We start from the raw sequence: 26,542 nt of genomic DNA on the forward strand, positions 1-26,542 counted from the left end.
GAATCATTCGCATTTTAAAGGTGTGCATGGTGAATACTGTTCATTTTGGTGCATGATGGTGACAATCCAGCGGGATCCAGTACGTCATTACCGCGTCATCGGCTTCTGGTTGATATCCAGGCGGATAGACTTCAAGCTCGATACCATCCGTGCATCGGTACCCTGAGGCAGGCAACCAATGATAGATAAAGGTATGCAAGGTCTTAGGCAGTTCACTCACGGGCCCCAAATGCGTAATCACCGCATAGGTCGCCTCTGGCACCGTCCACGTGGCTAAAGATGGGCTTGGCAGCCCATCTCGCTGCTGACCGGCGAGGTAGGGTAACGGGGTTTGAAGTGTATCAGCACTGGCCACATCAATCGCACCAATGCTTGGCTGACCAACATCAACCAACCCAGCCTCGTGCGCATCACGCCACAGCTTAGGCACCACGTCAGTAAAATCGGGCTCAGGTGCAAACAAGCCTAATATAGGCGACGTCTGCCCCACCAGGGTGATCGATGATCGCGTTTGAATGTGCACCGACAGCCAAGACGGATTGGGAGTCGCCAGTGTCGTAATATGCAGTGGTGTTCGAATACCATCCATCACCCCCCGCTGGCGATACGTACGAGGACTCACCCCGAACTGCTGACGAAATGCGCGGGAAAAATTCGCCTCTGAGGTAAACCCAAACGACAGCGCGATATCAATCACTCTATCGGGCCGAGAGAGCAACTGTTTGGCGGCATAGCTAAGTCTTAGTTCACGCACATAATGCGCCACACTCACGCCCGTTTGTTCCGAGAACACGCGCTGCAATTGCCAGCGAGACCAGCAGCTGTGAGCGGCCAACTCACTGACAGAAAGCGGTTGGTCAAGGTTTGCGTGGATAAAGTCTAGAACCCGCTCGATACGATCAAAGCGTGCGGTTTGCTCTGGTGCTAATGCCGTTGTCATCACATCCTTTATCGACAAAATTGTAAATAAACTCCAAGATAACACAAACAATAATCATTATCATAACTGAAGTGAAAGAGGCCAACCGATACGACGGATAATAAGGCTGCAACTTTATAGTGAGCGCGACGAGTTAGAGCGTCACACAGAAATAGAAAGCCCGGCACATGGCCGGGCTTTAGCGAACATCACGCAGACTTACTTACGCGTTCTTGGTTTGCCTTTACCACGCGGCGCGCCCGAGCGCTGATTGCCCTTTTTCGGGCTTCCGCCTTTCGGTCCTGCCGCAGGTGCGTTACCCCGACGAGCCTGACGTGTTTTCTTCGGCTTATCATTGCTATCGATACGCTCTTCGTAACGGCGTACTGCACGACGGATCTTCTGGCGCGACTTTTTACGCTTTTGATCATCTGGCGTGATAACCGTTTGCGACTCTGGCTTCATCTCTACCATTTCGCGCAGATAATTCACTTCTTTCAGATCCATCTCACGCCAACCACCACGCGGCAGATCTTTTTCAAGATAGATATCGCCGTAACGCACACGCTTCAAACGGCTTACGGTCACACCTTGGGTTTCCCACAAACGACGCACTTCACGGTTGCGCCCTTCGGTAATCACCACATAGAAAGTGTGATTCATCCCCTCGCCGCCCGCATAAACGACATCTTCAAAGCGCGCCACGCCATCGTCTAGTTCTACGCCGTGAACAAGGTTTTTCACCATATCTTCGTTCACGTCACCAAACACACGCACCATGTACTCACGTTGCACTTGGCGGCTTGGGTGCATCAAACGATTCGCTAGTTCACCGTCGGTAGTGAACAGCATTAAGCCTGAGGTATTGGCATCCAAACGGCCAACCGCTACCCAGCGCGCATCTTTCAATTTGGGCAAGCGATCGAATACCGTACGACGCCCCTCTGGGTCGCTTCGCGTACACAGTTCACCCTCTGGCTTGTTGTATGCAAGAACGCGACACACAGACTCAGAAGGCGCATTAAGCTGCACCGCATGACCATCAACACGCACCAATGCACTGGGATCATCAAGGCGGTCACCCAGTTTGGCGACGGCACCATTAACACTCACCCGGCCGGCTTGAATGTATCCTTCCATTTCGCGGCGTGAACCTACGCCAGCACGCGCTAGCACCTTCTGTAATTTTTCGCTCATGTTTTTTACCTTACTGTCGCCTTCACAGGCGTCATCACTGTCACGATTGGCATAAGAGCTAACGATAATGAGTTAGCCAGCCGTTAATGATACCAATAAGCGTAGAGATAGAGAAACAGTTTCACGCGTTCACGGCATATCAGCTGTTGTGGCTGAGTCAATCGCAAAACACCTGGACAAAAAAACGCCCAGCAAGGTGGCTGGGCGGGAATGGAAGGTCAACCACAGGTTGACGCAACATCAGAACAAGAACATTGCATGGGTAATTACGCGCGACACTATGCGTTGGTTCACCCGCAGTCAGGCATTAATCAAACGGGGCGGGATCACCACTCCCGTGACGGCGAACCTCAGGCATGCCTTCACTGAAATCGACCACTGTGGTGGGGTGCTCACCTAATACGCCACCGTGCATAATTAAATCCACACTGTGCTCTAAATGATCGCGAATTGCTTCGGGATCGGATTCGGTAAAGTCGTTACCCGGTAAAATCAGTGAGGTCGACATTAGCGGCTCACCCAGCGCCTCGAGCAAATCCAGAGCGATTTGGTTATCTGGAACACGAATGCCAATGGTTTTCCGTTTTGGATTCATCAAACGTTTTGGCACTTCTTTAGTCGCTTTGAAAATAAACGTATACGCACCAGGTGTATTGTTACGAATCAAGCGAAATGCAACGTTATCGACCCGTGCGTACAGTGATAACTCAGACAGATCGCGACACAACAAGGTGAAGTTATGATCTTTATCGAGGTCGCGAATACGGCAAATACGCTCTAACGCTTGTTTGTTCTCAAGCTGACAGCCAAGCGCATAGCCCGAATCGGTCGGATAAATGATCACTCCACCGTTTCGGACAATTTCCACCGCTTGTTTGATCAGCCGCGCTTGCGGGTTCTCTGGGTGGACATAAAAAAACTGACTCATGGTTCCTCCTGCTGTAGCTTGACCCCATGGGGATGCGCACCGCAAATCCAGCGTGAATGGTCTGCGCACCGGATAATCCTTATCGCTATCAATATAACGTATTTCGTTATTGTAACGCGTCTGGCTTGTCGCTATCTAGTTGATTTACTGATTGCCAGTTTTGTTCAGCCGCCTCTAAACACGTCCAGTCATGCCAAACCGGCTGACTATCTTTGGGTAGCCATAAATTACGGCCCAGCTCTGTCCACGGCGAAGGATAATGAAAATCCGATCCCAGCGAGGCCAACAATCCATAATCTCGCGCGTAATCGGCCAGCAAACGACGCTCTTGTTGCGACTGCTGAGGAAGAGCGACTTCGATAGCATCGCCATTAGCGTCAGAAAACGCAGCCAGTAATCGTTTCAGCCACTTGGCTTTGAGCTTGTATCGGCCAGGATGAGCAAGCACCGCCTGCCCACCGGCCTCATGGATCGCCGCAACCGCATCTGCAATCGAACACCAGTTCGGTGGTGCATAGCCGGTGTTCCCTCGGGTTAAAAAGCGCTTAAAACAAGCCTGCATGGTTTTCGCGTGACCGTGCTCGACCAACCAGCGCGCAAAATGCGCACGGGTCAGCGGCGCATCGCCAGCCAGTTCGCGCGCACCTGCGAGCGCCCCTGTGTAGTGCGAGCGCTCTAACCGCTCAGCAATCAGCTCAGCCCGTTGTTGGCGTCGCTCAGCTTGTTCGGCAATCAATGCCGTTAGTGCCGGGTGCTGGGGGTCGACATTTAACCCTACAATGTGGATATCAAAGTTCTGCCACAAGGTCGAAATTTCAATGCCATTGACCAGTGTAAGGGGCAAGTTTTGATGGTCGATTTCTGCTTGCGCCTCTACCAGCCCGGCGGTGGTGTCGTGGTCGGTAATCGCCAACACGCCCACGCGACGCTCGACCGCGCGCTGCACCAAGTCTTTTGGCGATAAGCGGCCGTCGGAGGCAGTGGTATGGCTATGTAAATCAATGATCATGGTGTACCGGGTTTCCTTAATGTGCTCGCGCCTTGGCACTGTCGGTTTGCGCCATATCAGCCTGAGGCTGAGTACGCGCCATGCGGGCTCAGTCGATGTGAATGCGCCAAGTTGACCAGCGCTCGCGAGCACGGTGAATATCTTTGCTCTTTTTTATCGTGTGTTTAGTCCGCACTTTTTCTGCATTCTTTTCGATTTCCCCGTTGACACAGAAGCAAAATATCAGTTTACTAGTACACAAGTTAACGCGCACCACTTCTCAGTCTCGGGGAGCGATATGGCGCTAAGGGTAACAGTCACAACGGAGTCTCGCAGCATGTATTTCAACGCCGCGTCTAGATCACATTCGATTCACACTGCACCAGCTGCCGAACAGGCCGTGAGTGTATTGGCGACATCCATGACCTCTGTTGCGCTTATTTGGTGGCACGGCTCCTCACGGGCGGTGTGACGCGCTGTATAAACAGCTACCTTATTCACAACGCCCGCCACTGATGCGGGCGTTTTTGTCTCTCAGTTTTGCCATCACGCGTTATCGTGCCACCACGCATTCAGCCACGGTAACCGGCAACCATAGTTTAAAAGGATATTTGATGATTATTGTACTTAAGCCCCAAGCCACCGAGCAGGATGCCAAAGCCCTCCTCAATAAAATCGAGCAATGCGGTTTAAAACCGCTTTATATGCCGGGAGTGGAACGCATTGTATTGGGCGCGCTGGGTGATGAACGTGTGCTGCAACAATGCCATTTTGAGGCTAATCCGCTGGTTGAGGAAGTCAAACCGATTTTAACCAAGTACAAACGTGTGAGCCGTGATGTACAGCCGCATGACAGCGTGGTGCATATCGGCAATGTACCCGTGGGCGGTCAACACTTCGTGGTTATGGCAGGTCCCTGCTCGGTGGAATCCGAACAACAACTATTGTCCGTGGCGGAGCGCGTTAAAACGCACGGCGCACGTGTGTTACGGGGCGGCGCCTTTAAACCTCGCACCAGCCCTTATGATTTCCAAGGCATGGGGGTTGAAGGATTAAAACTGCTCAAACAAGCCAGTGACCTGACTGGCATGCCAACCGTGTCAGAAGTGATGGAAATTAGTCAAGTCGACGCCGTGTGCGAGTACATTGATTGTTTGCAAATTGGCGCACGTAACATGCAAAACTATGGCTTACTCAAAGCGGTAGGCGAAACGGGCAAACCTGTCTTGTTAAAACGTGGGCTTTCCGCCACTATCGAAGAATGTTTGCTGGCGGCGGAATATATTGTCGATGCAGGTAACCCCAATGTGATTTTATGTGAACGCGGCATTCGCACTTACGAAACCGCCACACGTAACACCTTGGATTTGAATGCCGTGGCCTTGATGAAGCAGCGCAGCCATTTGCCTGTGTTGGTCGACCCAAGCCACGGGACCGGCGTGCGAGAGCTGGTGACGCCACTATCACGCGCCGCGGCGGCCGTGGGCGCGAATGGCATCATTGTGGAAAGCCACTTAAACCCAAGCGAAGCATTGTCAGACGGCCACCAAGCATTAACCGGCGATATGTTCGCGCAGCTGATGCAAGAACTCACCCCCTTTGTGCAAGCGGCAGGGAGAAAGCTGTGAACACTCATGATCCCCAACATGGCGAGCTCGATACGCTCCAACTCTCGGTGCCTTATGTCGCCGACCCGACTGAGTTATATGCCGCCGTGTGCCAAGATAAGCCTTATAGCATGCTGTTGGAGTCGGCAGAGATTGACTCCAAACGCAACCTTAAAAGCCTGATGCTGGTCGATGCCGCCGTGCGCGTTGAGTGCCGCGGACAGCGCGTGACCTTACAAGCGCTCACCCATAATGGCAGTCATTTGCTGGAGAGCATCGCCCAGAGCGCAGCGCTGAAAGCCCTTGCCTGTGAGGTAGCGCAGGCCGACGATGGAGACTTTCCCGCCCTGACGTTGACGTTCCGCCATCCCAACGACAATGGCGCGCTGTTGGATGAAGACGCCCGTCTGCGCCAAGCGTCGGTGTTTGATGCCCTGCGTGTTATCAAACAAAGTATCGCGTTGGATAACCAACCTGACGATGCGCTCTTTGTCGGTGGCCTTTTTGCCTATGATTTGGTGGCCAGCACTGAAACGCTACCGGCGGTGGACGGCACAGAGCACTGCCCCGACTACCTGTTTTATGTCGCGGAAAGCTTACTGGTGATTGACCACCAGCACCGCCAAGCGCGCTTACAAGGCACCTTATTTGGTGGTGATAACGCCCGCGCTCACTATGTGGATTTATCGCGTCGTTTACAAAGCATCAAAGAAGCCTGCTTATCGCCTGCGCCGCTTCCAGAAGCGCCCGTAGTGACCGATCACAGCGTTGCGGTTTCGGTCTCCGATTCAGATTTTTGTCAGCAAGTTGACGCGCTGAAAAAGCACGTCATTGCCGGAGATGTGTTTCAAGTGGTGCCATCGCGCCGCTTTACCCTCGCCTGTCCCTCGCCGCTCAATGCTTATCGGGCGCTGAAGCGCGGCAACCCTAGCCCGTATATGTTTTATCTGCGTGATAGCCAATTTAGCTTGTTTGGCGCCTCGCCGGAAAGCGCCCTCAAATATACTCAAGCGACTAATCAGGTTGAGATTTATCCCATCGCGGGTACGCGCCGACGCGGGAAAACCGCCCAAGGCGACATTGATCACGACTTGGATAGCCGCATTGAGCTTGAGCTGCGCAATGATGAGAAAGAAAATGCCGAGCACATGATGCTGGTCGATTTGGCCCGCAACGATGTGGCGCGAATTAGCACGCCCGGCAGCCGCCATGTCGCCGACTTGCTCAAAGTCGACCGCTACAGCCACGTCATGCATTTAGTTTCTCGGGTGGTGGGTCAGCTGAAACCCGATCTAGACGCGCTGCATGCGTACCAAGCCTGTATGAATATGGGCACGCTCACCGGTGCGCCCAAGCTTCGCGCGATGCAACTTATCCGTGACACCGAACAGTGCCGTCGCGGCAGTTATGGCGGGGCCGTGGGCTATTTTACCGGTTCGGGTGAGATGGATACCTGTATTGTGATCCGCTCTGCCTACGTTGAAAACGGCGTTGCCACCGTGCAAGCCGGCGCGGGTGTAGTGTTTGATTCTGACCCTCAAGCCGAAGCGGACGAAACCCGCGGCAAAGCACAAGCGGTGATCCACGCGATTCAAACCGCCCACCAAGGAGGCCAATCATGAGTACCCCGCTAATGGACATCGTCCTGCTCGATAACATGGACTCCTTTACCTACAACTTGGTGGATCAATTTCGCGCACTGGGTTACCCAGTCACGGTGTTTCGCAATCATTTAGAGGCCGAGGCGATTGTTCGTCATATTCGCTCCCTGCCCCAGCCGCTACTGGTGCTCTCGCCCGGCCCAGGTGCGCCTTCCGATGCCGGCTGTATGCCCGCGTTGATTGAGAGGCTACGCGGCCAAGTGCCGATGCTGGGGATTTGCCTGGGTCAGCAAGCGATCGTCGAAGCCTACGGCGGCACAGTCGCCGGTGCTGGCACCATCATGCACGGCAAGGCTTCGGCCATGCATCACCAACAGCATGCGGTATTTGGCCCATTGGCATCCCCACTCACCGTGGCCCGTTACCACTCACTGGTGGCGACTGAGGTACCTGCCAGCTTGGATGTCATCGCCACCGTGTTTGATGGCGACGATCAGAAAGTAATGGCGGTGGTGAGCAATACCGACTACGTGGTCGGTTATCAATTCCATCCAGAGTCCATTTTGACCGCACAAGGCGCCGCCCTGCTCACCCACACCATCGATTGGGCGAGTGGCTACTATCAGTGCTAACAACAACATCAGCGCTAACAACAACACGTGCCAGATAAGCACGGAGCTCGAACAGACAAATACCGAGGTTAAGTACAGTGATGGATCAACTACTAGAGACGCTTTACCAACAACAGTCACTCAGCCAAGCGCAAAGCGAGCAGCTGTTTAGTGCGATCATTCAGGGCGAGCTCGAGCCAGCACGATTAGCGGCTGCGTTAACCGCATTGAAGATTAAAGGGGAAACGCCTGAAGAAATCGCGGGCGCGGCAAAAGCACTGACTGACAACGCCGAACCTTTCCCCCGCCCTAGTTATCCGTTTGCCGATATCGTTGGCACCGGAGGCGATGGCGCGAACACCATTAATATTTCAACCACGGCCGCCTTTGTCGCCGCCGCCTGTGGCGTTAAAGTGGCCAAACACGGTAACCGCGGGGTGTCGAGCAAATCGGGCTCATCGGATTTACTCGCCGCCTTTGGCATTGATTTGGCGATGCCTGCCGACCACGCCCGCGAGGCCTTGGATAATCTGGGCGTTTGCTTTTTATTCGCCCCGCAATACCACACCGGCGTACGACACGCGATGCCCGTGCGCCAAGCGATGAAAACCCGCACCATCTTCAATCTGCTTGGGCCGTTAATTAACCCAGCGAAACCTAGCATCGAGCTGATGGGCGTGTATAACCAAGCCTTAGTTGCGCCGATTGCACAAACCATGCAAAACCTCAATATGACCCGTGCGGCCGTGGTTCATGGTGACGGTCTGGATGAAGTGGCTATCCACGGCCCCACAACGGTGGCAGAAATCACCCCGACCCAAATTGAACATTACACCCTGACACCCAGCGACTTTGGTGTATCCCAACACCCGCTGGACAGCATTGCCGGGGGCACACCGGAGCAAAACCGCGCGGTAATTAGCGCGATTTTGCAAGGTAAAGGCACAGACGCCCAGCAAGCCGCGGTGGCCGTCAATGTGGCACTATTGCTACGCTTATTCGGACAAGAAGATTTGAAAGCAAACACACAACAGGCCTTGGACGTGATGGCGTCGGGCAAGCCTTACACCATCATGCAAGCGTTAGCACAAAGGAGCGCAGTATGACCACCTCAGCCCTCAACGACACCATTTTAGGCCGCATTGTCGATGACAAAAAACGCTGGGTGGCTGCGCGCAAGCGCACTCAGCCGCTGGATAGCTTTATCGACCAACTAACGCTCAGTGATCGCGATTTTCGTGCTGCGCTGTCTGCACAGGGCTCACAGTTTATCTTGGAGTGCAAAAGAGCCTCGCCTTCAAAAGGGTTGATTCGAGAAGACTTCGATCCAGCCAGTATCGCCCGTGCCTACCAACCCTTTGCCGCGGCCATTTCAGTCCTGACGGACGAGGACCACTTTCAGGGCAGTTTTGACTTCTTGCCGATCGTGCGCGCACAAGTCGATGCGCCTGTGCTTTGCAAAGATTTTATTATCGACCCTTATCAGGTTTACCTCGCGCGTCATTATCAAGCCGATGCGATCTTATTGATGCTGTCAGTACTCGACGACGCCGAATACCGCGAGCTGGCCGATTTAGCCGAGTCGCTAAAGCTGGGCGTGCTTACTGAAGTGAGCACCGAAGACGAGCTCGCGCGTGCCAATGCCTTAGGGGCAGTGGTGATTGGCATTAACAACCGGAATTTACGTGATTTAAGCATCGATCGCGAGCGGACCAAACGTTTAGCACCACAAGTGGGCGAAAAAGCGATCGTGATTTCAGAAAGTGGTATTCATAGCCATCGTCATGTGCGCGATCTTGCCCACCACGCGGATGGCTTTTTAATTGGCAGTGCATTAATGGCAGAACCTGATCTGACCCTCGCGCTACGTAAAGTGATCTTGGGGGAAAATAAAGTCTGTGGGCTCACCACCGCCGACGATGCCCTCGCCGCCTATAACGCTGGCGCTGTCTACGGCGGACTTATTTTTGTTGAGCACTCCCCGCGCGCGGTGACACCCGCCGTGGCCGAGCGCGTACAGCAAGGCGCGCCGCTGCGCTATGTGGGCGTGTTCCAAAATCATGCGCTGGACACCGTAGCAGACTATGCCCAACAGCTAAGCCTTCACGCGGTGCAACTGCATGGTGATGAAGACGCAGCGTATCTACAAGCATTGCGCGAAAAGCTCCCTGTGCACTGTGAAATTTGGAAAGCGCACGGTGTCTCTGATGTCGCACCGGCTTTAGACGGCGTGAATGCTGACCGCCACCTTATCGATAGTCGAGTCGGCCAACAATCTGGCGGCACGGGTAAAACCTTTGATTGGCACCTGATTCCTAAAACCGCCAAAGACAAAGTCATGATTGCCGGCGGGCTCACCCCCGAGAATGCGGCCAAAGCGGCTGAACAGGGCTGCCTCGGGCTGGATTTTAACTCCGGCGTCGAGCATGCGCCCGGCGTGAAAGATGCCAACAAGTTACAAGCGGCGTTCCGCGCTCTTCGCCGCTATTGATTTTTCGAGATAGTTGATTTGCCGAGATGATTGATTTGGCTGAGAGGATAGATGTCGCCAAGACAGTCAACGTATCTCGGCCCCCAGTTAAAGACGTAAAAGGATAATTATGAGCAAGCTTAACCCGTATTTTGGCGAATTTGGTGGTCAGTACGTGCCCCAAATCCTGGTGCCTGCGCTGGATCAGCTCGAACAGGCGTTTATTGATGCCCAAGACGATCCGAAATTTAAAGACGATTTTATCCGCCTGCTGCAAGAGTATGCCGGACGACCCACCGCGTTGACGCTTTGCCGTAACCTCACCAAGGGGACGAACACCAAGCTGTATCTTAAGCGTGAAGACTTGCTACACGGCGGAGCGCACAAAACCAACCAAGTACTGGGCCAAGCGATGCTTGCCCAGCGTATGGGCAAATCAGAGATCATTGCCGAAACCGGAGCCGGTCAACACGGTGTGGCGACCGCATTGGCATGTGCGCTCTTGGGGCTGAAATGCCGCATCTACATGGGGGCCAAAGACGTTGAGCGCCAAAGCCCTAATGTGTTTCGAATGAAGCTGATGGGTGCCACTGTGATCCCAGTACATGCGGGCTCAGCGACGTTAAAAGATGCATGTAACGAAGCGATGCGCGACTGGTCAGCCAACTATGATACCGCACACTATTTGCTCGGCACTGCGGCGGGCCCGCACCCCTTCCCGACCATTGTGCGCGAGTTTCAACGCATTATTGGCGAGGAAACCCGCACGCAAATTCAGCAGGTAGAAGGTCGCTTACCGGATGCAGTGATCGCCTGTGTGGGTGGCGGCTCAAACGCGATTGGCATGTTTGCTGACTTTATCGATGACAAAGACGTGCGTTTAATTGGTGTTGAGCCGGCAGGCAAAGGACTCGATACCGATCAACACGGCGCGCCCTTAAAGCACGGCAAACCCGGTATTTTCTTCGGTATGAAGTCCCCATTAATGCAAGATGAATATGGTCAAGTGGAAGAGTCGTATTCAGTGTCTGCAGGGTTAGACTTCCCGTCGGTGGGGCCTCAGCATGCGCACCTTAACGCCATTGGTCGCGCCGAATATCCGGCGGTCACCGACGATGAAGCCTTAGAAGCGTTTCAATCACTTGCGCGCAACGAAGGCATTATTCCCGCGCTGGAGTCGGCCCATGCCATTGCCCATGCACAAAAGATGATGGCGGCGGAGCCGGACAAAGAGCAGCTTTTAGTGGTGAATCTATCCGGACGTGGTGATAAAGATATCTTTACTGTATATGACATTTTAGAAGGCAAAGGAGAGCTGTCATGATGGCATCATCAACTCGATATCAAGCGATGTTCGCAAATCTGGATGCCAAACAGCAAGGTGCCTTTGTTCCTTTTGTCACCTTGGGGGATCCAAATCCAGAACAATCACTCGCCGTGGTCGATGCCTTGGTTGAGGGCGGTGCCGACGCGCTTGAGCTCGGCATGCCGTTTTCTGACCCATTGGCCGATGGGCCGACCATTCAGGATGCAACCATTAGAGCAAGATCGGCTGGCACCACCCCCGATACCTGCTTTGAAATGTTGGCAGCGATACGCGAAAAACACCCTAACGTGCCGATTGGGCTGCTGATGTACGCTAACCTCGTCTACGCACGTGGTGTTGACGCTTTTTATACCCGCTGCGCGGAAGTGGGTGTCGATTCGGTGCTCGTGGCAGATGTGCCAATTGCTGAATCTGCGCCATTTCGTGAACAAGCCTTGGCGCAGGGCATTGATCCGATTTTTATTGCCCCGCCTAACGCAGACGATGCAACCTTAGCTCAGGTTGCGGAGCTCGGTCGTGGCTATACCTATCTGGTGTCGCGCGCGGGGGTAACTGGGGCCGAGGCCAAGGCGGGAACGCCTGTTGAGCACTTACTCGGCACCTTGCATCATCATGAAGCACCGCGTCCGCTGCTTGGCTTTGGCATCTCGACCCCTGAGCAAGTCAAAGCGGCAATTAGCGCCGGGGCGGCAGGCGCCATTTCTGGCTCGGCGGTGGTGAAGATCATCGAGCACCATCAACATGATGTACCTAAGATGCTCCATACGCTCACGCAGTTTGTCCATGAAATGAAAGCGGCGACGCAACAATAAAACGGCGCCAGTTACCACAATGGGCAGAATTGCCTGCCCATTTCACGTCACCCACCTATTAACGCTCGCGATAGCGTCATTCACGCGCATTAGGTTTACTGATTTGGCGGATTGTCGCGAGCGAAACCTTAAATGCATCACCCTGATCAGTCTGTGTTTCATTGCTGTCGTCGCTCTCCAGCGCTGGTCGACGCGCGCCACGACTGTGCAGTCGGTGGTCAGATGCTTGCATCGCGTCATGGTAAACACGATATTGGTTTTTACCGCCATGTTTTGCCGCATACATCGCCGTATCCGCATACCTCAGTAGCCTTTCACCACTGATGTTATTTTGCCCGAATGCCAGGCCAATACTGGCTGACACTTTGCACCGGTGGCCAAGCAATACCGATTGTCGTTGCGCAATATTGACCAGTGTCGTCGCTATCTCACCAGGCATATTTGCCTCTTGATAGGGAATTATCGCCGCAAATTCATCGCCACCTAATCGCGCGATAACGGCATGACTAGGGAGTTCATCAGCAAAGCGCTTTGCCAGTGTGCGCAAAAACACATCACCCACATCATGCCCATGCGTATCGTTTATCGCCTTAAAACCATCCAAATCAATCACTAAAATCGCCACCCCTTCTGTCGAGGTCGCAAAGCGGTGGTTCAAGGAATCAAACAGCCAATGTCGATTATTCAGGCCAGTCAGTTGATCCTCTCGGGCGAGTTTGTAGTATCGTTTCGCGTCATGCGCGATAAGCAGCAGAACCGTCGCACCAACCGCCATCATCCCCAATGTCATCATGGTGGTCAGCTGCCCAAGTTGATTAAGAAGCCGTGTGTGTTCTCGATAACCGTTGCCTGGCAATGACAGTGTCTGCGCAAAGTAGTCTTCCAGCTGTTGCCGCTGTTGGCGATAGCGCGCCATCACGTCACCAATATTGTGTGTAGAAAAGCGTAAGGCATAGAAGCTAGCTTCGCTCGCCTGAAGATCGCGATATATCGCGTTAAGCAACATCCTAGGGTTGGGCTGTGATGCGGTGTGTTCGCGAGCCATATTGATCGCGACAGGAAAGCGGCTCCACAAGATCTCATGCTGCACCGCCACATTATCAAAGCTGCTCTTTCCGCCTTGATAGCGTGCCAGCAACGTCATCAGTGCATCGTACTCTTTGGACAAGCTAAGCATGTACCATACAAGTTTGCTTTGGCTGCTGGTTAACCGATCCGATAAGCTGGTTATCTTGTGCGTCGTCAACACCACGCCGACTGCCATTAAGGCGATACAGCCAACCAAGATCACGCGCTTAGCAGGCATGATCTTCAATTGCTTACTTCTCATCATTCATGCCTCCTCAAGGCTCAACCTCAATGTCTGTTAACTGCCAAACCATCGTCTCGTAGTAGCGATCGGATTGCAGTTGCGGGTAATCATCCAAAGGGTAAATCAACCAAAGTGGCCCTAATGTTCGAATGGTCATCGGTTTACCATTGCGCTCAAACGCAATAATGGGCTGATAGCGTGTCACCACATCCCGCGGTAAACGTGCCTGATAGCGGTCCATCGCATTAAGCGTCAATGCTTGATAGTGCGAGACATTGGCGGCTTCAAGCAATGTTGATAGTTTGACTCCTCGAAAGGTTTGCAACCCGGCGGTAAAAGGCGTGTGTGTACTGATATCGATGTGAGGAAATCTATCTAATTGTTGGCGATCAAACGTGATACGCTCCGCATCGCCCACCGTGAGGGTCAGAGACACAGGAAGACGAAGTGAAGCTTGTGCGCTGTCTAATGCGAGCACAGAGACAAATACCACCACGAAGGGAATGAGTACGCGCGTCGACGCGCAAAATACCGTTATATAGGTTGGGCATGATTGTATGTTCATCGCTCACCATTGACGTCTCTACGGTTGTGTTTACCAACTGTCGCTCAACCGTTACCACTCAACAAAAACAGGTTTAGGTTGCGTACCAGACACACCCTGACCAAGCGTATTGCGTGCCCAGAATGAGCCACCTGTTAGCATCTCGCCACGCGTGTGGCGGACTTGCGATTAGTGTGCTTCAAAAGGATGCATATTGAACAGTGCTAACAAGCGGGTTTATTGATAATTCGCACAATTGAGACAACGGGGAGTCAATACGGTCAGACCGCACGTCATGAAGATAAAAAAGACCCACCAGTAAACGCACTGGTGGGTCAGGGTGTTAGCTCAGGTCGCGCATTAATATCTCAAACTCTTCTTGAGCTTGATCGATCAATGTCGCGAGCTCGTTGGCATCGCGATGGTTCAAAGGTAACGCCCAATTATCGTGTTTGCCAGGCTCAATATGCTCAGCCAATAACTGGGTGATTTTTCCTTTGCGCTGAAACGTCACTTCATCAAATTCAGCGAGATGAGGGCTTTCCTCGTCGGCGATGTGCACCGTCACATTGCCATTGGGGATCACCCGCACATGCGCTTGACGCGCGGGGGTGGTGTTTAAAGTATAACTACGTGAATGGATAGACATGTTAGCCTCCTATCACTCGACTTGGGGCACTCCCTATTATAGTGCTTAGCCATAAGGGATGGAGGACTATCCAGCTTTGTATTGCTTAAGATCATAGATGGTTACATTCTTGTTGCATCACCCCATGCAAAAACAAATACTTATTCAATAATACTGCATACGGTAAATGAATTCGCCCAGCGACTCAGCCCCCCTTACAACAGCGGGCTAAACATGTAAAAGAACTGCTCAATCGGCTTATGATAGACCGGTCTTTGTTGCCAAGCGTCCGCACTAATGCGGGTCGATTGTGCCAAATAGTGTCGATGTAGCGCATGAATATTCGCACAAAACTCGGGATCGTCGACGGTCAGCGTGAGCTCAAAATTCAGCCATAAACTGCGCATATCAAGGTTAACCGTACCCACGAGGCAGTACTGCTCATCGACCAACACGGATTTGGTATGTAATAACCCACCACCGAAGCGGTAGATTTCTATCCCTGCTGACATTAAATCCTCAAAAAACGAGCGGCTCGCCCACTCCACCATCAAGGAGTCATTTTTCTCGGGAATAATCAGAGTGACTGACACCCCACGCTGCGCGGCCGTTTGTAAGCTCACCATCAGACCTTCACTTGGCACCAAGTACGGGGTGGTGATCACAATGCTCTTCTCTGCTTGATGAATAGCCAGAGTCAGCACTTGTTGAATCATCCCTTCTGGCAAGCCAGGTCCAGACGGGATAGCTTGCACCGCGTGATTGGCATGTTGGTGATCTTCAATCAGCAAACACTCTGGCGATGACGGCAAGTCGCGTAGCCCAGTTTCCACCTCCCAATCCCACGCAAACACGCTACTTAGAACGGGTACCGTAGGGCCCGAGACCCGCACCATTACATCCACCCATTGCCCGACCCCCGCGTCCTGCTTGAAAAAGCGAGGATCCACCATGTTCATCGAGCCAGTATAGGCAATATGGTTATCAATGATCGCCACCTTGCGGTGCTGGCGAATATCAAGGCGACGGAAGAACATCCGAAATGGATTCACGGCAAGAGCTTCAATCAGCTCAACGCCGGCTTCACGCATTGCATGTGGCCATTTGCTGCGGAAAAAAACTTTACTGCCGGCAGAGTCCAGCATAATACGCACGGGGATCCCACGTTTGGCCGTATCGCAGGCCGCCTGCGCAACTTCATCGGCATGGCCGCCGGGATGCCAAATATAAAACACCATATCGACGCTTTTTTGCGCTTGGCGAATATCAAGCGCGATCGACTTAAGAATATCGGCCGGTTCTGTTTGCAACGCCAGCTGGTTGCCGGTGAGCTCCGGCACACCAATTCGGGCATGGCAGAGTCGATTGACATGGTGAGATTGTTCATTGATATGCTGAGGACGATGTGCAGGGCACGCCTGCAAACTGAGCAGCCATTGACGATATGGCTCAAACATCGCTTTTGCTCGCATTGCACGCGTCTTACCAAGGTTAAGCTCGCCAAATAGCAGGTAGGCAATCACCCCCACGATCGGGAGGATATAAATGATCATTAACCAAGCGATCGATACACCCAGCGCGCGGCGCTTGAATACCACTCGGACTGTCACCCCAGCAATGGTTAACCAATAGACCAGGAGCAACAGTAAGGTTACGATCTCGTAGACTTTTTCCATGCCTAATTGCACACCTTAATAATAACTGACGAAAGCGTGTTCTCTCGCTTTCTCTATTCTGCCTAGCTTGCCACTCGGTGCAAGCCATGATTTGTCTTTAGAAAAAGACAAGTGGCGTAAAAATCGTGATAAATGCCACACCAGTATAATGTTAAGTGCACCTCAAGGTGCATTTTAACGTGACCCAAAGCAGCAATGTTAACAATGTGTTAAATCAATAATTGCGATAGAGAAAGCCACTGTGATACTCACTATAGGCAGCGGATTCACCTTATCGATGCACACTAAGTAATCACACGGAGAGAGAATATGGGGAAATGTGGCGATATGATGGCATTACGTACGGCGTGATCTTCAAATTCTACGCATAAACTGGTTTACTTACGAGTCTTTGTAGAGGGAACCACTCGTCTCATAGTGTAATTATTAGTTTACACCATGAGCGAGCACCTGACGGGAGCAACTGAGTATGCGCCCATAAAAATCAATTAATTATCGAATACGATATCGAGTAGGTATGGCAAACACACAACGCGCACAATTTTCATCCCGATTAGGGTTTATCTTGGCGGCAGCCGGCTCTGCGATTGGGCTCGGCAACATTTGGGGTTTCCCCACGCAAACAGCCTCAAACGGCGGCGCCGTTTTTCTGTTTATTTATTTGCTGATGGTCTTTGTCCTAGCGTATCCCCTTTTGATAGCAGAACTCACTATTGGACGCTATGGCAATGCAAACCCCGTTCGCTCACTGTCAGCCGTATCCGGTGGACAAAAATGGATTGGTCGGTTACTTGGATTAGTCGGCTTACTCGGCGCGACTGGCATTTTAAGCTTTTACACCATCGTGGCCGGTTGGTTGGTGGGCTATATGGTCTCCCCCTTACTTGCATTAATAGGCTTTACCGATGCGGCAGCATGGTTAGAGTCATTTAGCGAGACCCGTAACCTCGCATTAATGCTGTGCTTTATGGTGCCGACGATTTTGGTGGTCCGTAATGGTATTGCCAACGGGATCGAACGCTGGTCGTCACGTTTAATGCCCGTCCTCTTTTTACTGTTCGTGATCATGGTGGTTTACATTTTATTTCAGCCTGGCGCGATGGAAGGGCTGAAGATGTACCTGATCCCAGATATGTCGCACCTCTCGCCGGGGCTGGTCGTGAGTGCCATGGGGCAAGCGTTTTTCTCACTCTCTCTGGGTGTGTGCGTGATGATGGTATACGGCTCGTATTTGTCCAAAACCGCCAACATTCCTAAAACTGCTGCACAAGTAGCACTGCTGGATACGGGCATCGCCTTTATTGCGGGGCTATTGATCATGCCTGCCATGTTTGTTGCCCAACACAATGGCGTGGCTATCTACAGCGATGCAGGCGCGCTCCTCAGCAGTGACACACTAGTATTCAGTGTCCTCCCTGCCATGTTCGACACCATGGGAACAGCGGGCATCTTTGTCGGTTTTGCCTTCTTCTTGCTGATGGTCATTGCCGCCCTCACCTCAGCCATCTCATTGCTTGAAGTACCTGTAGCCTGTGCTACTGAGGAATTCCGTCAATCACGAGAGAAAGCGGTATGGTGGATTGGCGGCCTTATCACCATTGCCTCGGCGGTGATTGTTTACAACTTTGGCGATCTGTTTGGCTTGGTGGTTACCGTCACCACCGAGTACGCACAGCCTATCCTTGGCCTGCTGTTTGCGTTGGTTGCAGGCTGGCTATGGCACCGCAACGAAATCTTGAAAGAGCTGGTGCAAGGTAGCCCTGAGCTTGGCGAAACCTGGTTTTGGAAAATCTGGCCAGGCTATGTTCGTGTTATCTGCCCGATACTGATGCTACTGGTGTTCGGCTGGGATTGGATTTAATCTTCAACGCGCCTTGGCAACCCCCCCTGCCAAGGCGCCTACCTTGTTATCTTTTCTCTCTCCGCCTTGTCGTTTCCCCTCTCTGCGCATTTGGGTACACTGCGTACATACTTAGCTTAAATACACCTAGTTACGCGGCGGCGTTATGAAACAACTGATTGATTTTATCCCTTTAATTATCTTTTTTGCCTTATACAAATTTTACGATATTTATATGGCAACCGGTGCACTGATCATCGCCACCCTAGTGCAAGTTGTGCTGGTTTGGGCGTTGTATAAACGCGTTGAAAAGATGCAAATCATCACCGCCGTTCTGGTCGCCATATTTGGCGGCATGACGCTATTTTTTCACGATGACAACTTCATCAAGTGGAAAGTCACCATTGTGTATGTCTTATTCGCCATTGGCTTGGCGGTGTCCGAGGCGATGGGTAAGCCTTTGATCAAGAATATGCTCAGCAAAGAGATTACACTGCCAGAACGCGTGTGGCGCACCATTAACTGGGCCTGGATTGGGTTCTTTTCCCTATTAGCCGGCGTGAACATTTATGTTGCTTATAGTATGCCGCTTGATACCTGGGTGAACTTTAAGGTCTTCGGCACTTTAATCCTGACCTTCCTGTTTATGATTGCAACTGGGGTGTATATCTATCGCCATATGCCCAAAGAGAGCAACTCAGACCAATAAAAACTTGCCCAAATGCTGTGTTAGCGGTCACAATTCTTGTCTGTTCTATAAAAAAGGGGGTGCATGCCCCTTTGCGATAAGATGTGAAGAGAACCATGCCTGACAATAAAAACAACTGCCCACGTGGCCAACTGCTGCTTCGTACATTAGCCATGCCCGCCGATACCAACGCCAATGGGGACATTTTTGGTGGTTGGATCATGTCCCAGCTCGATTTAGCCGGCGCAATTCTCGCCAAAGAGATTTCTGGTGGACGCGTTGTCACTGTCTCTGTCAACGACATTACATTTAAATCGCCCGTCAGTGTCGGCGATGTGGTTTGCTGCTACGGCACGTGCCAACGTATCGGCAATACCTCGATTACCATTGAGCTTGAGGTCTGGGTTAAGCCCGTCAGTCATGATGAGATTGGCGATCGCAACAAGGTTAGTCATGCAACCTTTAATTATGTTGCGATTGATGAAAACGGCCGCCCTCGCGCAATCAATAAATAACGCGATCAACAAGTAAAAAGGGCCTGTTAAATTGCAGGCCCTTCGTGTATCCGCTCGATAAACATCGCCACCGGCATGGCTATGAGATTAACAACCGCTTTAATTGCGCGACGTGCTGATCAAAAAGCAATTTATCTGTTTTCTTTCCGCTTTTGGCGATGGTCAGCCATTGCACGCCCGTGTCATCCTGGTGGTTATATTCAATGCGTAGCACGTATTTTGCGCTTGTCAGCAAAGCTAACAACGCGCCTGCAGCAAAGCCCACTGCAGGCAAATACTCCGCGTAAGGCAGCTCACCGACCAACATAAAAAACAAAAAGCTCGCGCTTAGTATTCCTAACCCCAACATCCTCAGCAGGTGATCTTTCCACGTGAGTTCTTCAACGCTGGCATCAACAATATTGTGCATCGTGTAACAGTCATCATTCACACATAAACGGGTTGGGGTTTGCTTTATTACCACTGACTTTCTCATACTTATTTCCATATCAAGGTGTGTTAGCCACTCACACTGTCGCAGCACTCATTCCACTGCGGCGATGATTATGTCTATTTTTACTAACAGAGCGAGTGCGACTAAACGCAAACGTGACCCACAACACTGAATATTTAATGTGTTCTGTGTTAACTATTTATACACGCGCCTGCTACGCTCAACAAAGTGGTGACTTTGTAGATAACGGACTATCGCATGACCATCCTAACCGGGATCCAACCTGAACTTGATAGACACCAGCTCTCTGAGCTGAATGTCGACCTGCTGTCGGCTGTGCTACGCGGCGCAGACATGCTGGTCAGTGGTGACGACAGGCTTGCCAATATTAATCACTTGCTCGCTGAAATTGGAGCTGTCACGCAAGTGAGTCGCGTGTGGGTGTTTCAAGTATTAGCACTCAGCGACAGCGATATTTTGCAAGATTATGTTTTTGAATGGGCCAACGAGAAGAAGTATGCGCAAATTCGTCTCCCCCACTTCAATCATTTTAGCTCTAGCCTCGCTCACCCCGAGTACCGCGAGCTGATAGAAAGCCGACAACGTGGCGAGTATCAATCTGTCATTACTGATCAATTACCCTCATCCTGGCTCAAACGCTATTTAACACAACAGCGCATTTTATCGATGTTAACCATCCCCATCATTGTCGATAATAAATGGTGGGGAACACTAGGGTTTGATGATTGCGAGCGTGAACAACGCTGGTCAGAAAGTGATGTGACCTTGCTGCGCGCCACGGGACATCTCATCGCCAGTACAGTGCTAAAAAACGAGCTGTTTTCTAAACAACGGCAAATCGAAATCATTAAAGACAATACCCACTGCAGCACCTGGCAAGTGGATGTTCAACGCGGTATCTGTTGGTGCTCGTCAGAGATCATCGGTGACAGTGCTGCCAGCAGTATTCGTGACTCCCGTACCTACACCAGCCGACACTGGCTGCGCCGCATTCATCCTCAGTATCGTCGAGCGTTTTTCTCGCGGGTGCGCCATTTTTTATCGCCCGCTGGCAACGAGCTAAAAATGGACTTACAGGTTAAACGTGATAATGGTGAATATACGTGGGTAGAAATCACCACCAATAATGATCCGAAAAATAAGCCTCAAGGTGTGGTCGCTGGGGTGATGTGGGATATCAGTCAGCGTAAGGCGGAAGAACAAGCATTAATGCGCCAAGCTGCGACTGACCCGCTGACACAACTATACAACCGCCGTCAATTTGCCAGTGACCTTGCCCGCTTTGGTGAACAAGCCCGGTACCGACATCAGCCTCTATCCCTGCTTATTATTGATATCGACCATTTTAAACGCATCAACGATAACTACGGCCATATCGTTGGCGATCACGTCCTCGAAGCCTTCGCGTCATTACTCGAAACGCATCTTCCTCTGCACAGCAACATTTATCGCATTGGCGGGGAAGAGTTCGCTTGTCTGTTGGCGAATACCGACCAAAAAGCGGCGCAGCACTATGCCGCTCAGCTCTGCGAGGCCGTTTACGACCAACATTCGATCCTCGACTACTCCCCCGCTATCCGTGTGTCCGTGTCAATTGGCTGTGCAGAGCTCGACGCGGCCCAGCTCGATGCTAAGCACCTCTACCAGCATGCCGATGACGCTTTATACAACGCCAAACTCTCTGGACGCAACCGGGTCGTCAGTTACGCTTAAACTTGTAGGGCATTCTCGGTCAGTACATTTATCTCGCCACCGCCGTTATTCAGTGAAGACGGTGATTTGCTAAACTACATCTAACACACTCGATTTTATATCCCCCTCAAGGAGCTTCTATGCCAGCTCGCCCGGATTTTCTCGACAACCTCTCTCCTCATCACGGCAAAGTCGTCCCTGGCGTACTGAGCCTAGAGACACAAACGGCTCTCGCTGCCAAACTCGACGCCATGCCAAATGGGCAAACTTGGTATGCCGACATTTACAAAAAAGCGATCTATGGGCCCATGGTATTCCGCGACCCAGATCTCAACATCGCCGACACCATTGAGGCACTGCTACCAGACTATCGCATTTTGGCCGATTTATATTTGGAGAAAACGCCCGAGGATCAAGGCTTTCCTTTCCATACCGATTTTGACTCGATTGGCTTTATGGAGCGGCCGGAAGATATGCTCACGGTATGGATCCCGCTGACGCCAGTGAAAGAACCCGGCTCAGGGCAGTTATCTATCGTGATGGAAGAGGGAGCGGTGCGCCTATCGCTGATCCGCGAAGCCAATCAATTGCACTCACTGGTGCGCATTGCCGACCCGTCGGTGCCCGAGCACCCGCCGTTTCACATCACTCAGCAAGAGTATGACTATATGGAGAAAGGTAAGGTGACGCCTGCGTTGGATGCAGGTGATGCGCTGCTGTTCTGTAACGCTTTTTTCCATAAATCAGAGGATGTCTACCAAGGCAAACGCGCTGCCTACATCATGCGCTTGGTGCAAAAAGACGCTAAATTTAGCAAAACACGCTTGCTGGCACTGAGAAAGCTCGGACAGAACCTGGCGGTGGTCGAAGAATTACTGAAAACGCACTATCCAGAGGCGTTATAAGGAGTGATTTTATTGAGGGTGGTGAGCATGACGCCTCGCGCCTTCATTGTGCCATTGTGCACCGCAGGCGCTAGGTGACTAATAGTGATATCGGCAAGATAGGATCGTAATAGACGTATCATCCACGGCGTAAACCAGCCGATTGGTGTCATCAATACGCCGCGACCAGAAGCCTGTCAGATTTTCTTTTAGTGACTCAGGCTTACCTATCCCCTCGAATGGCGTTCGTTTTACATCGATGATGAGCTTGTTGATTCGCTTGAGTGTTTTTCTATCCTGACTTTGCCAGTATACGTAGTCACGCCACGCATCATCCGTCCAGCAAAGTAAGCGACTACTCATCGTCATCGACTAACGCGTGCTCCATCGCTTTCCCCATCTTGTACTGAGTAATAGAGCGATTTAGGTGCTCAGCATTTGCGGGCGAGCGCAACAGGTGGACGGTTTCCATAAGGCTGTTGTAGTAGTCAAGCGACATCACCACCGCATCCTCTGCATCACGTCGGGTGATGATAGCGGTATCAGCGTCGTCAACCACCCCATCTAATACCGTTTTGAGGCCATTTCTCGCTTCAGTAAACGAAATGATTTTCATCGGATCACTCCTATTCTTACACCATCGAAGTATAGAGCAACAAACTAGACATGTACAACTTAAAGAACATGTCTAGTCGCTATTCGCTGAGCACAACTGTCCCGCAATGACAGCGAGCCAAGTGTTCGGGTTGGATGGGCGTTTGACCGACTTGTTTTATCATGCGCTCACCTGCTCATTTTCATGGTGATCAAGCGGATAGACTTTCTCAAAGCGCTCTAACACCAAAGGGGATTGGGTTGTAAACGGCACGCCAAGTGCTTGCCCCTCTTCCTCAAAAAACGCAAGATGTGCCTGCCGCCACCACGCATAACTCTTATCGCCCTCTCCTTCCGCTGCGGCGAACTCAGCAGTCACTTGATCAAACGGGCACTCGCTCACTTCAGTCACTTTAATAATACAAACCGGCTGCTGCGCCCAGTTAAGCACCACGGTTAAACGCCCGACTTGCGGGTAAGGTTCGTTTTCTATCTCGTAGCATGCTTTTAAGCTACACGATGCGCGTTTTATGCCTTGATCAATCAAACGGGCGCATTCGTTAGCATTGTATTCATCCGCGCAAAAGTACTCGGCAATCGTTTCAGGCACGGCCTGACGTTCTGCGTCAGTTAAAGTGGCAAGGTAGGTGTTTAAAAATGCCTGTTGTTCTGTATTCATGAGTGTCCTTGTTTATTCAATTATCCAATTCGCGGCGCCAGCTCCCGCCTCCTGAAAGCGAAGTTTTATCGGATAGGTGTCATCACAGCCTTCGACAATCCATAGCTCTCGCCACATTCTTGTGCCTACCTCGCCTGACGGCATTTTCCGCACATAAGGTACAAACGACTCTCCCACTTATCATATTGCGATAACTCCACCAATGCGTATTGGGTCGTTGCCGCTACTCATAGTTCTGCCAGTATTTGAATATGGCTGTGAGCAACAAAGCCTAACGACTCGCAAAGGCGTCGAGAGGCAATATTTTCCCGGTTGGCACGATATCGGGCGACACGTCCCCTCTTTTCAACCTCTTTGACCCACCTTGAAATCAGTGCCTTGCCGACACCGCGCTGACGACAGTTTGGTGTCACTAAGATAGACAGCGATTCAAAGGGCTCGACACCACAATATGATGCAATGATCCCAACAGGCTGACCTTCCAGATATGCCATATAGAAATAGTCTGAGTCCAGACTTAAATCCGCTTTAAATAATTCTTCCTCATCAAACCCTGTAATAAATTGTTCGATGTGCTCCCGATGGGCGTCCAGCGTGAGCTGAACAACCTCTACCTTTGATTTAGCGTCACAAATATGACCTGATAGATAATAGTCAATATCATCGATATAGACCTCAAACGCTTGAGAGTTCACATCGTCGATATAGTCATACAGCGATCGCAGCTTAGATTTTTCTAGATGTGTGCGAACGTCTTCATTGCAGCTGACCAGTGTCAGGTTATCAGACGCATACAGAAACGCTAAATCCTCTTCGCCGCCTCGTTTATAGTATTCACAACCAGTGAAAATATAATTGCTCTCAATCTGATTCACGCCCAAACGCGCAAGCCAAGATTTATCAATGCTATCCATCGCTTTATACTCCATACTTAGTCAAAAGTGCCGGCTACGCGACACTTAAAGTTTTGAAATTTCGGCAGAGCAAAATTCAACTAGCAGGCCATCTTCTAGCCAAACCTCATACAAAGGACCACCAAAGTGTTTTCTAAATCGATGAGTTAATTGATATTTCTCTGCTATCGCAACTAACTCATCTACCGTTTTGTTTGCTTCGAGCATAAAGTGAGAAGCATGAAAATTTTGCTTTTTACCTTGATCTTCATAAATTGCAGCTAAGTCGCCGAACGTCAATTTATACTGCACTGGAATGAGCTCTATTAGTTCGTTATCACTCTCGCTCCAAACACACATCCATGCACCAGTCATCGTCTTTGAAGGAAATGCTTTAGCCTCACCATTTGTCAGCTCAGCTAAAATCTCCGAGCTACGCTTCGGTCGGCATGAATTAACAGACAAATGCTTAATTTTCATTTAATTTCTCGATCTTCCCTGACATAGAAAATGCCCGCTTACGTGGTGTGCAACGCAATACCGATGTTACCGCATACCACCTAAATTACTAAATCTGCCGCAAACCACAAATGCTACGCGTTGCGAATCCGTATTTAAGCGTTTTTTAGTTTCATTTTTCAAGAACAAGGCATTGATATTTCGCTATTTTATTTAAATCTTCCGTATATTGCGGAAACTCAGATTGTAACAAGCATAGAGCATCAGCAAATGTTATTTGATGCAAATTTGACGTGTAATCAAAGATTAAGCAATTTATACGTGATTCAAACGATTCTATACCCGGCTCAGCCTTGCATTGCCCCCATATGACTTGATCGATTTCATCTTCGGGGTCTTCCAAAGGACTATTGGCCTGAACATATAAGTTTGACAGCATTGCTTCATACAGTGATGTTGATAACTGATCTTTGCAACGTAATAGCCAAGCCAAAGTGATCAAGTTGTGTCCAAAGAAACCAAACTGCTCAATACAAGATGATAATACATCTGAGAGACTGGCCTTTACTGGCACTGGTTTCGAGTTAACGCTATCTATATTTGAAAACGTAGACGTAACGAACTCTGTAAAACGATTAAGAAAGGCTGGGATCTGATGTTCATTCAATTGCCTATAGACACTATTCATTGCAAGCAATATCGTCACATGGTGGGATAAGTATTCATTATCAGATGCTGCTTTGGTGGCAAAGTGGCGAAAAACCTCATCAAAACCTTTGTTTTGATACCACTGAAAAGTAGCTTGATAAGCTGCGGGATAAATACCACGATTCAGTATTCTTTGAATACGAAAATCTTGTAATGCTGGTGCTTGAACAGATTCCTCATATGTAGGCTGTACCAAAACTGAATCATTAGCCATTAAAATAGACGTATGAGAAAAAAGTTTGTCATTTTCACCAAAACGTTTAGCAAGGAAATTTGCTGATAAAAATGCTTTCAACGCATGAGGTTGATGAATGATTGCCCCACTATGTAAGGCTTGTTCTAACAATTCCGAATCGTTCATATGTCCTCCGTGACACTAACGAATGACACAGGGCGAGCGCATGAGTGTTTATTTTTCAACCATCGCCGGTATGCCTGCGGCTAAAACCTTTTCTAAGAAACTGGGATTCATGAGACAGCGCTTCTGTTTGGCCACCAAGCTGATCTTGGTCGGCT

General features: G+C 50.8%; 27 protein-coding genes and 1 other annotated feature. Of the genes, 12 read left to right on the forward strand and 15 right to left on the reverse strand.

The genetic code is table 11. The annotated features are described in order from the left end of the window. Positions 1-40: 40 nt before the first annotated feature. The 4 genes from EHW58_RS12250 to EHW58_RS12265 form a co-directional block, all read right to left on the reverse strand. Complete coding sequence (locus EHW58_RS12250; RefSeq protein ID WP_152796748.1) at positions 41-940, reverse strand: AraC family transcriptional regulator; 900 nt, start codon at positions 938-940, stop codon at positions 41-43. Between the two features lie 198 nt (positions 941-1,138). Then, positions 1,139-2,116: a 23S rRNA pseudouridine(2605) synthase RluB gene (gene rluB, locus EHW58_RS12255; protein WP_046073429.1), complete on the reverse strand. Its 978-nt coding sequence runs from the start codon at positions 2,114-2,116 to the stop codon at positions 1,139-1,141. A 307-nt stretch (positions 2,117-2,423) separates the two neighbouring features. Beyond that, positions 2,424-3,044, reverse strand: coding sequence for an L-threonylcarbamoyladenylate synthase (locus tag EHW58_RS12260; RefSeq protein WP_152796750.1), 621 nt, complete (start codon positions 3,042-3,044; stop codon positions 2,424-2,426). Positions 3,045-3,150: 106 nt separating this feature from the next. Beyond that, on the reverse strand, positions 3,151-4,053 hold the full coding sequence (locus EHW58_RS12265; protein WP_152796752.1) for a PHP domain-containing protein: 903 nt from the start codon (positions 4,051-4,053) through the stop codon (positions 3,151-3,153). 415 nt (positions 4,054-4,468) lie between these two features. Further along, positions 4,469-4,563, forward strand: a sequence feature (Trp leader region). 83 nt (positions 4,564-4,646) lie between these two features. Here EHW58_RS12265 and aroF point away from each other — a divergent pair. The 7 genes from aroF (at position 4,647) to trpA (ending at position 12,460) form a co-directional block, all read left to right on the forward strand. Continuing rightward, positions 4,647-5,660: a 3-deoxy-7-phosphoheptulonate synthase gene (gene aroF / locus EHW58_RS12270; protein ID WP_152796754.1), complete on the forward strand. Its 1,014-nt coding sequence runs from the start codon at positions 4,647-4,649 to the stop codon at positions 5,658-5,660. Next, positions 5,657-7,261: an anthranilate synthase component 1 gene (locus EHW58_RS12275; protein WP_172970041.1), complete on the forward strand. Its 1,605-nt coding sequence runs from the start codon at positions 5,657-5,659 to the stop codon at positions 7,259-7,261. The genes aroF and EHW58_RS12275 overlap by 4 nt, the downstream gene beginning before the upstream one ends. Continuing rightward, on the forward strand, positions 7,258-7,872 hold the full coding sequence (locus EHW58_RS12280; RefSeq protein ID WP_152796756.1) for an aminodeoxychorismate/anthranilate synthase component II: 615 nt from the start codon (positions 7,258-7,260) through the stop codon (positions 7,870-7,872). The genes EHW58_RS12275 and EHW58_RS12280 overlap by 4 nt, the downstream gene beginning before the upstream one ends. Positions 7,873-7,952: 80 nt before the next feature. After that, positions 7,953-8,957, forward strand: coding sequence for an anthranilate phosphoribosyltransferase (trpD, locus tag EHW58_RS12285; RefSeq protein ID WP_152796794.1), 1,005 nt, complete (start codon positions 7,953-7,955; stop codon positions 8,955-8,957). Next, positions 8,954-10,342: a bifunctional indole-3-glycerol-phosphate synthase TrpC/phosphoribosylanthranilate isomerase TrpF gene (gene trpCF / locus EHW58_RS12290; protein ID WP_152796758.1), complete on the forward strand. Its 1,389-nt coding sequence runs from the start codon at positions 8,954-8,956 to the stop codon at positions 10,340-10,342. Before trpD ends, trpCF begins: the two co-directional genes overlap by 4 nt. Before the next feature lie 109 nt (positions 10,343-10,451). Beyond that, entirely contained in the window at positions 10,452-11,645 is a 1,194-nt protein-coding gene (gene trpB, locus EHW58_RS12295; protein ID WP_152796760.1) for a tryptophan synthase subunit beta, read from the forward strand. Further along, positions 11,645-12,460 (forward strand): tryptophan synthase subunit alpha, encoded by an 816-nt coding sequence (gene trpA, locus EHW58_RS12300; protein ID WP_370517162.1) that lies wholly within the window; start codon positions 11,645-11,647, stop codon positions 12,458-12,460. The genes trpB and trpA overlap by 1 nt, the downstream gene beginning before the upstream one ends. A gap of 76 nt (positions 12,461-12,536) precedes the next feature. Here trpA and EHW58_RS12305 read toward each other — a convergent pair whose 3' ends face one another. From EHW58_RS12305 to cls, 4 genes are all read right to left on the reverse strand, one after another. After that, positions 12,537-13,793, reverse strand: a complete 1,257-nt coding sequence (locus EHW58_RS12305) for a GGDEF domain-containing protein (RefSeq protein ID WP_152796764.1) — start codon at positions 13,791-13,793, stop codon at positions 12,537-12,539. 10 nt (positions 13,794-13,803) lie between these two features. Continuing rightward, positions 13,804-14,337 (reverse strand): molybdopterin-dependent oxidoreductase, encoded by a 534-nt coding sequence (locus EHW58_RS12310; RefSeq protein WP_152796766.1) that lies wholly within the window; start codon positions 14,335-14,337, stop codon positions 13,804-13,806. A 322-nt stretch (positions 14,338-14,659) separates the two neighbouring features. Continuing rightward, the gene (locus EHW58_RS12315; protein ID WP_046073439.1) at positions 14,660-14,965 is read right to left on the reverse strand and encodes a hypothetical protein; all 306 of its coding nucleotides are present in this window, start codon (positions 14,963-14,965) and stop codon (positions 14,660-14,662) included. A gap of 194 nt (positions 14,966-15,159) precedes the next feature. Continuing rightward, positions 15,160-16,620: a cardiolipin synthase gene (gene cls, locus EHW58_RS12320; protein WP_152796768.1), complete on the reverse strand. Its 1,461-nt coding sequence runs from the start codon at positions 16,618-16,620 to the stop codon at positions 15,160-15,162. 517 nt (positions 16,621-17,137) lie between these two features. Between cls and EHW58_RS12325 the strand changes: the two genes are divergently transcribed. From EHW58_RS12325 to yciA, 3 genes are all read left to right on the forward strand, one after another. Then, positions 17,138-18,481 carry a sodium-dependent transporter gene (locus tag EHW58_RS12325; RefSeq protein ID WP_046073441.1) on the forward strand — a complete coding sequence of 448 codons (1,344 nt, stop codon included), beginning with the start codon at positions 17,138-17,140 and terminating at the stop codon, positions 18,479-18,481. Positions 18,482-18,626: 145 nt separating this feature from the next. Then, positions 18,627-19,169, forward strand: a complete 543-nt coding sequence (locus tag EHW58_RS12330; protein WP_077605981.1) for a septation protein A — start codon at positions 18,627-18,629, stop codon at positions 19,167-19,169. Positions 19,170-19,264: 95 nt separating this feature from the next. Continuing rightward, positions 19,265-19,663 carry an acyl-CoA thioester hydrolase YciA gene (gene yciA / locus EHW58_RS12335; protein ID WP_152796771.1) on the forward strand — a complete coding sequence of 133 codons (399 nt, stop codon included), beginning with the start codon at positions 19,265-19,267 and terminating at the stop codon, positions 19,661-19,663. Between the two features lie 79 nt (positions 19,664-19,742). Here the strand turns inward: yciA and EHW58_RS12340 are convergent, their stop codons facing one another. Continuing rightward, positions 19,743-20,138, reverse strand: a complete 396-nt coding sequence (locus EHW58_RS12340; RefSeq protein ID WP_152796773.1) for a hypothetical protein — start codon at positions 20,136-20,138, stop codon at positions 19,743-19,745. Between the two features lie 216 nt (positions 20,139-20,354). On the opposite strand from EHW58_RS12340, the gene EHW58_RS12345 reads away from it, so the two are divergent. Both EHW58_RS12345 and EHW58_RS12350 read left to right on the forward strand, forming a co-directional pair. Beyond that, the gene (locus EHW58_RS12345; protein WP_052708002.1) at positions 20,355-21,830 is read left to right on the forward strand and encodes a sensor domain-containing diguanylate cyclase; all 1,476 of its coding nucleotides are present in this window, start codon (positions 20,355-20,357) and stop codon (positions 21,828-21,830) included. Positions 21,831-21,949: 119 nt separating this feature from the next. Then, the gene (locus tag EHW58_RS12350; RefSeq protein ID WP_152796775.1) at positions 21,950-22,714 is read left to right on the forward strand and encodes a hypothetical protein; all 765 of its coding nucleotides are present in this window, start codon (positions 21,950-21,952) and stop codon (positions 22,712-22,714) included. Between the two features lie 78 nt (positions 22,715-22,792). Here EHW58_RS12350 and EHW58_RS12355 read toward each other — a convergent pair whose 3' ends face one another. From EHW58_RS12355 to EHW58_RS12385, 6 genes are all read right to left on the reverse strand, one after another. Continuing rightward, the gene (locus tag EHW58_RS12355) at positions 22,793-23,062 is read right to left on the reverse strand and encodes a Txe/YoeB family addiction module toxin (protein WP_216644429.1); all 270 of its coding nucleotides are present in this window, start codon (positions 23,060-23,062) and stop codon (positions 22,793-22,795) included. Next, entirely contained in the window at positions 23,049-23,309 is a 261-nt protein-coding gene (locus EHW58_RS12360) for a type II toxin-antitoxin system Phd/YefM family antitoxin (RefSeq protein ID WP_069590095.1), read from the reverse strand. Before EHW58_RS12360 ends, EHW58_RS12355 begins: the two co-directional genes overlap by 14 nt. A 159-nt stretch (positions 23,310-23,468) precedes the next feature. Next, a complete protein-coding gene (locus EHW58_RS12370) occupies positions 23,469-23,966 on the reverse strand; it encodes an ASCH domain-containing protein (RefSeq protein WP_152796776.1) in 498 nt (165 codons plus the stop codon). A 227-nt stretch (positions 23,967-24,193) separates the two neighbouring features. Further along, a complete protein-coding gene (locus EHW58_RS12375) occupies positions 24,194-24,880 on the reverse strand; it encodes a GNAT family N-acetyltransferase (protein ID WP_172970040.1) in 687 nt (228 codons plus the stop codon). Between the two features lie 45 nt (positions 24,881-24,925). Then, positions 24,926-25,339: a hypothetical protein gene (locus tag EHW58_RS12380; protein WP_152796780.1), complete on the reverse strand. Its 414-nt coding sequence runs from the start codon at positions 25,337-25,339 to the stop codon at positions 24,926-24,928. A gap of 151 nt (positions 25,340-25,490) precedes the next feature. Next, positions 25,491-26,387: a hypothetical protein gene (locus EHW58_RS12385; RefSeq protein ID WP_152796782.1), complete on the reverse strand. Its 897-nt coding sequence runs from the start codon at positions 26,385-26,387 to the stop codon at positions 25,491-25,493. Positions 26,388-26,542: the final 155 nt, after the last annotated feature.

Source organism: Salinivibrio sp. VYel1 (assembly GCF_009377945.1).
Lineage (GTDB): Bacteria > Pseudomonadota > Gammaproteobacteria > Enterobacterales > Vibrionaceae > Salinivibrio > Salinivibrio siamensis.

Excerpts from the sequence above, each read along its gene's own strand:
- EHW58_RS12250 (WP_152796748.1), bottom strand. The coding sequence starts at position 940 with ATGACAACGGCATTAGCACCAGAGCAAACCGCACGCTTTGATCGTATC.
- rluB (WP_046073429.1), bottom strand. The coding sequence starts at position 2,116 with ATGAGCGAAAAATTACAGAAGGTGCTAGCGCGTGCTGGCGTAGGTTCA.
- EHW58_RS12260 (WP_152796750.1), bottom strand. The coding sequence starts at position 3,044 with ATGAGTCAGTTTTTTTATGTCCACCCAGAGAACCCGCAAGCGCGGCTG.
- EHW58_RS12265 (WP_152796752.1), bottom strand. The coding sequence starts at position 4,053 with ATGATCATTGATTTACATAGCCATACCACTGCCTCCGACGGCCGCTTA.
- aroF (WP_152796754.1), top strand. The coding sequence starts at position 4,647 with ATGATTATTGTACTTAAGCCCCAAGCCACCGAGCAGGATGCCAAAGCC.
- EHW58_RS12280 (WP_152796756.1), top strand. The coding sequence starts at position 7,258 with ATGAGTACCCCGCTAATGGACATCGTCCTGCTCGATAACATGGACTCC.
- trpD (WP_152796794.1), top strand. The coding sequence starts at position 7,953 with ATGGATCAACTACTAGAGACGCTTTACCAACAACAGTCACTCAGCCAA.
- trpCF (WP_152796758.1), top strand. The coding sequence starts at position 8,954 with ATGACCACCTCAGCCCTCAACGACACCATTTTAGGCCGCATTGTCGAT.
- trpB (WP_152796760.1), top strand. The coding sequence starts at position 10,452 with ATGAGCAAGCTTAACCCGTATTTTGGCGAATTTGGTGGTCAGTACGTG.
- trpA (WP_370517162.1), top strand. The coding sequence starts at position 11,645 with ATGGCATCATCAACTCGATATCAAGCGATGTTCGCAAATCTGGATGCC.
- EHW58_RS12305 (WP_152796764.1), bottom strand. The coding sequence starts at position 13,793 with ATGATGAGAAGTAAGCAATTGAAGATCATGCCTGCTAAGCGCGTGATC.
- EHW58_RS12310 (WP_152796766.1), bottom strand. The coding sequence starts at position 14,337 with ATGAACATACAATCATGCCCAACCTATATAACGGTATTTTGCGCGTCG.
- EHW58_RS12315 (WP_046073439.1), bottom strand. The coding sequence starts at position 14,965 with ATGTCTATCCATTCACGTAGTTATACTTTAAACACCACCCCCGCGCGT.
- cls (WP_152796768.1), bottom strand. The coding sequence starts at position 16,620 with ATGGAAAAAGTCTACGAGATCGTAACCTTACTGTTGCTCCTGGTCTAT.
- EHW58_RS12325 (WP_046073441.1), top strand. The coding sequence starts at position 17,138 with ATGGCAAACACACAACGCGCACAATTTTCATCCCGATTAGGGTTTATC.
- EHW58_RS12330 (WP_077605981.1), top strand. The coding sequence starts at position 18,627 with ATGAAACAACTGATTGATTTTATCCCTTTAATTATCTTTTTTGCCTTA.
- yciA (WP_152796771.1), top strand. The coding sequence starts at position 19,265 with ATGCCTGACAATAAAAACAACTGCCCACGTGGCCAACTGCTGCTTCGT.
- EHW58_RS12340 (WP_152796773.1), bottom strand. The coding sequence starts at position 20,138 with ATGAGAAAGTCAGTGGTAATAAAGCAAACCCCAACCCGTTTATGTGTG.
- EHW58_RS12345 (WP_052708002.1), top strand. The coding sequence starts at position 20,355 with ATGACCATCCTAACCGGGATCCAACCTGAACTTGATAGACACCAGCTC.
- EHW58_RS12350 (WP_152796775.1), top strand. The coding sequence starts at position 21,950 with ATGCCAGCTCGCCCGGATTTTCTCGACAACCTCTCTCCTCATCACGGC.
- EHW58_RS12355 (WP_216644429.1), bottom strand. The coding sequence starts at position 23,062 with ATGACGATGAGTAGTCGCTTACTTTGCTGGACGGATGATGCGTGGCGT.
- EHW58_RS12360 (WP_069590095.1), bottom strand. The coding sequence starts at position 23,309 with ATGAAAATCATTTCGTTTACTGAAGCGAGAAATGGCCTCAAAACGGTA.
- EHW58_RS12370 (WP_152796776.1), bottom strand. The coding sequence starts at position 23,966 with ATGAATACAGAACAACAGGCATTTTTAAACACCTACCTTGCCACTTTA.
- EHW58_RS12375 (WP_172970040.1), bottom strand. The coding sequence starts at position 24,880 with ATGGATAGCATTGATAAATCTTGGCTTGCGCGTTTGGGCGTGAATCAG.
- EHW58_RS12380 (WP_152796780.1), bottom strand. The coding sequence starts at position 25,339 with ATGAAAATTAAGCATTTGTCTGTTAATTCATGCCGACCGAAGCGTAGC.
- EHW58_RS12385 (WP_152796782.1), bottom strand. The coding sequence starts at position 26,387 with ATGAACGATTCGGAATTGTTAGAACAAGCCTTACATAGTGGGGCAATC.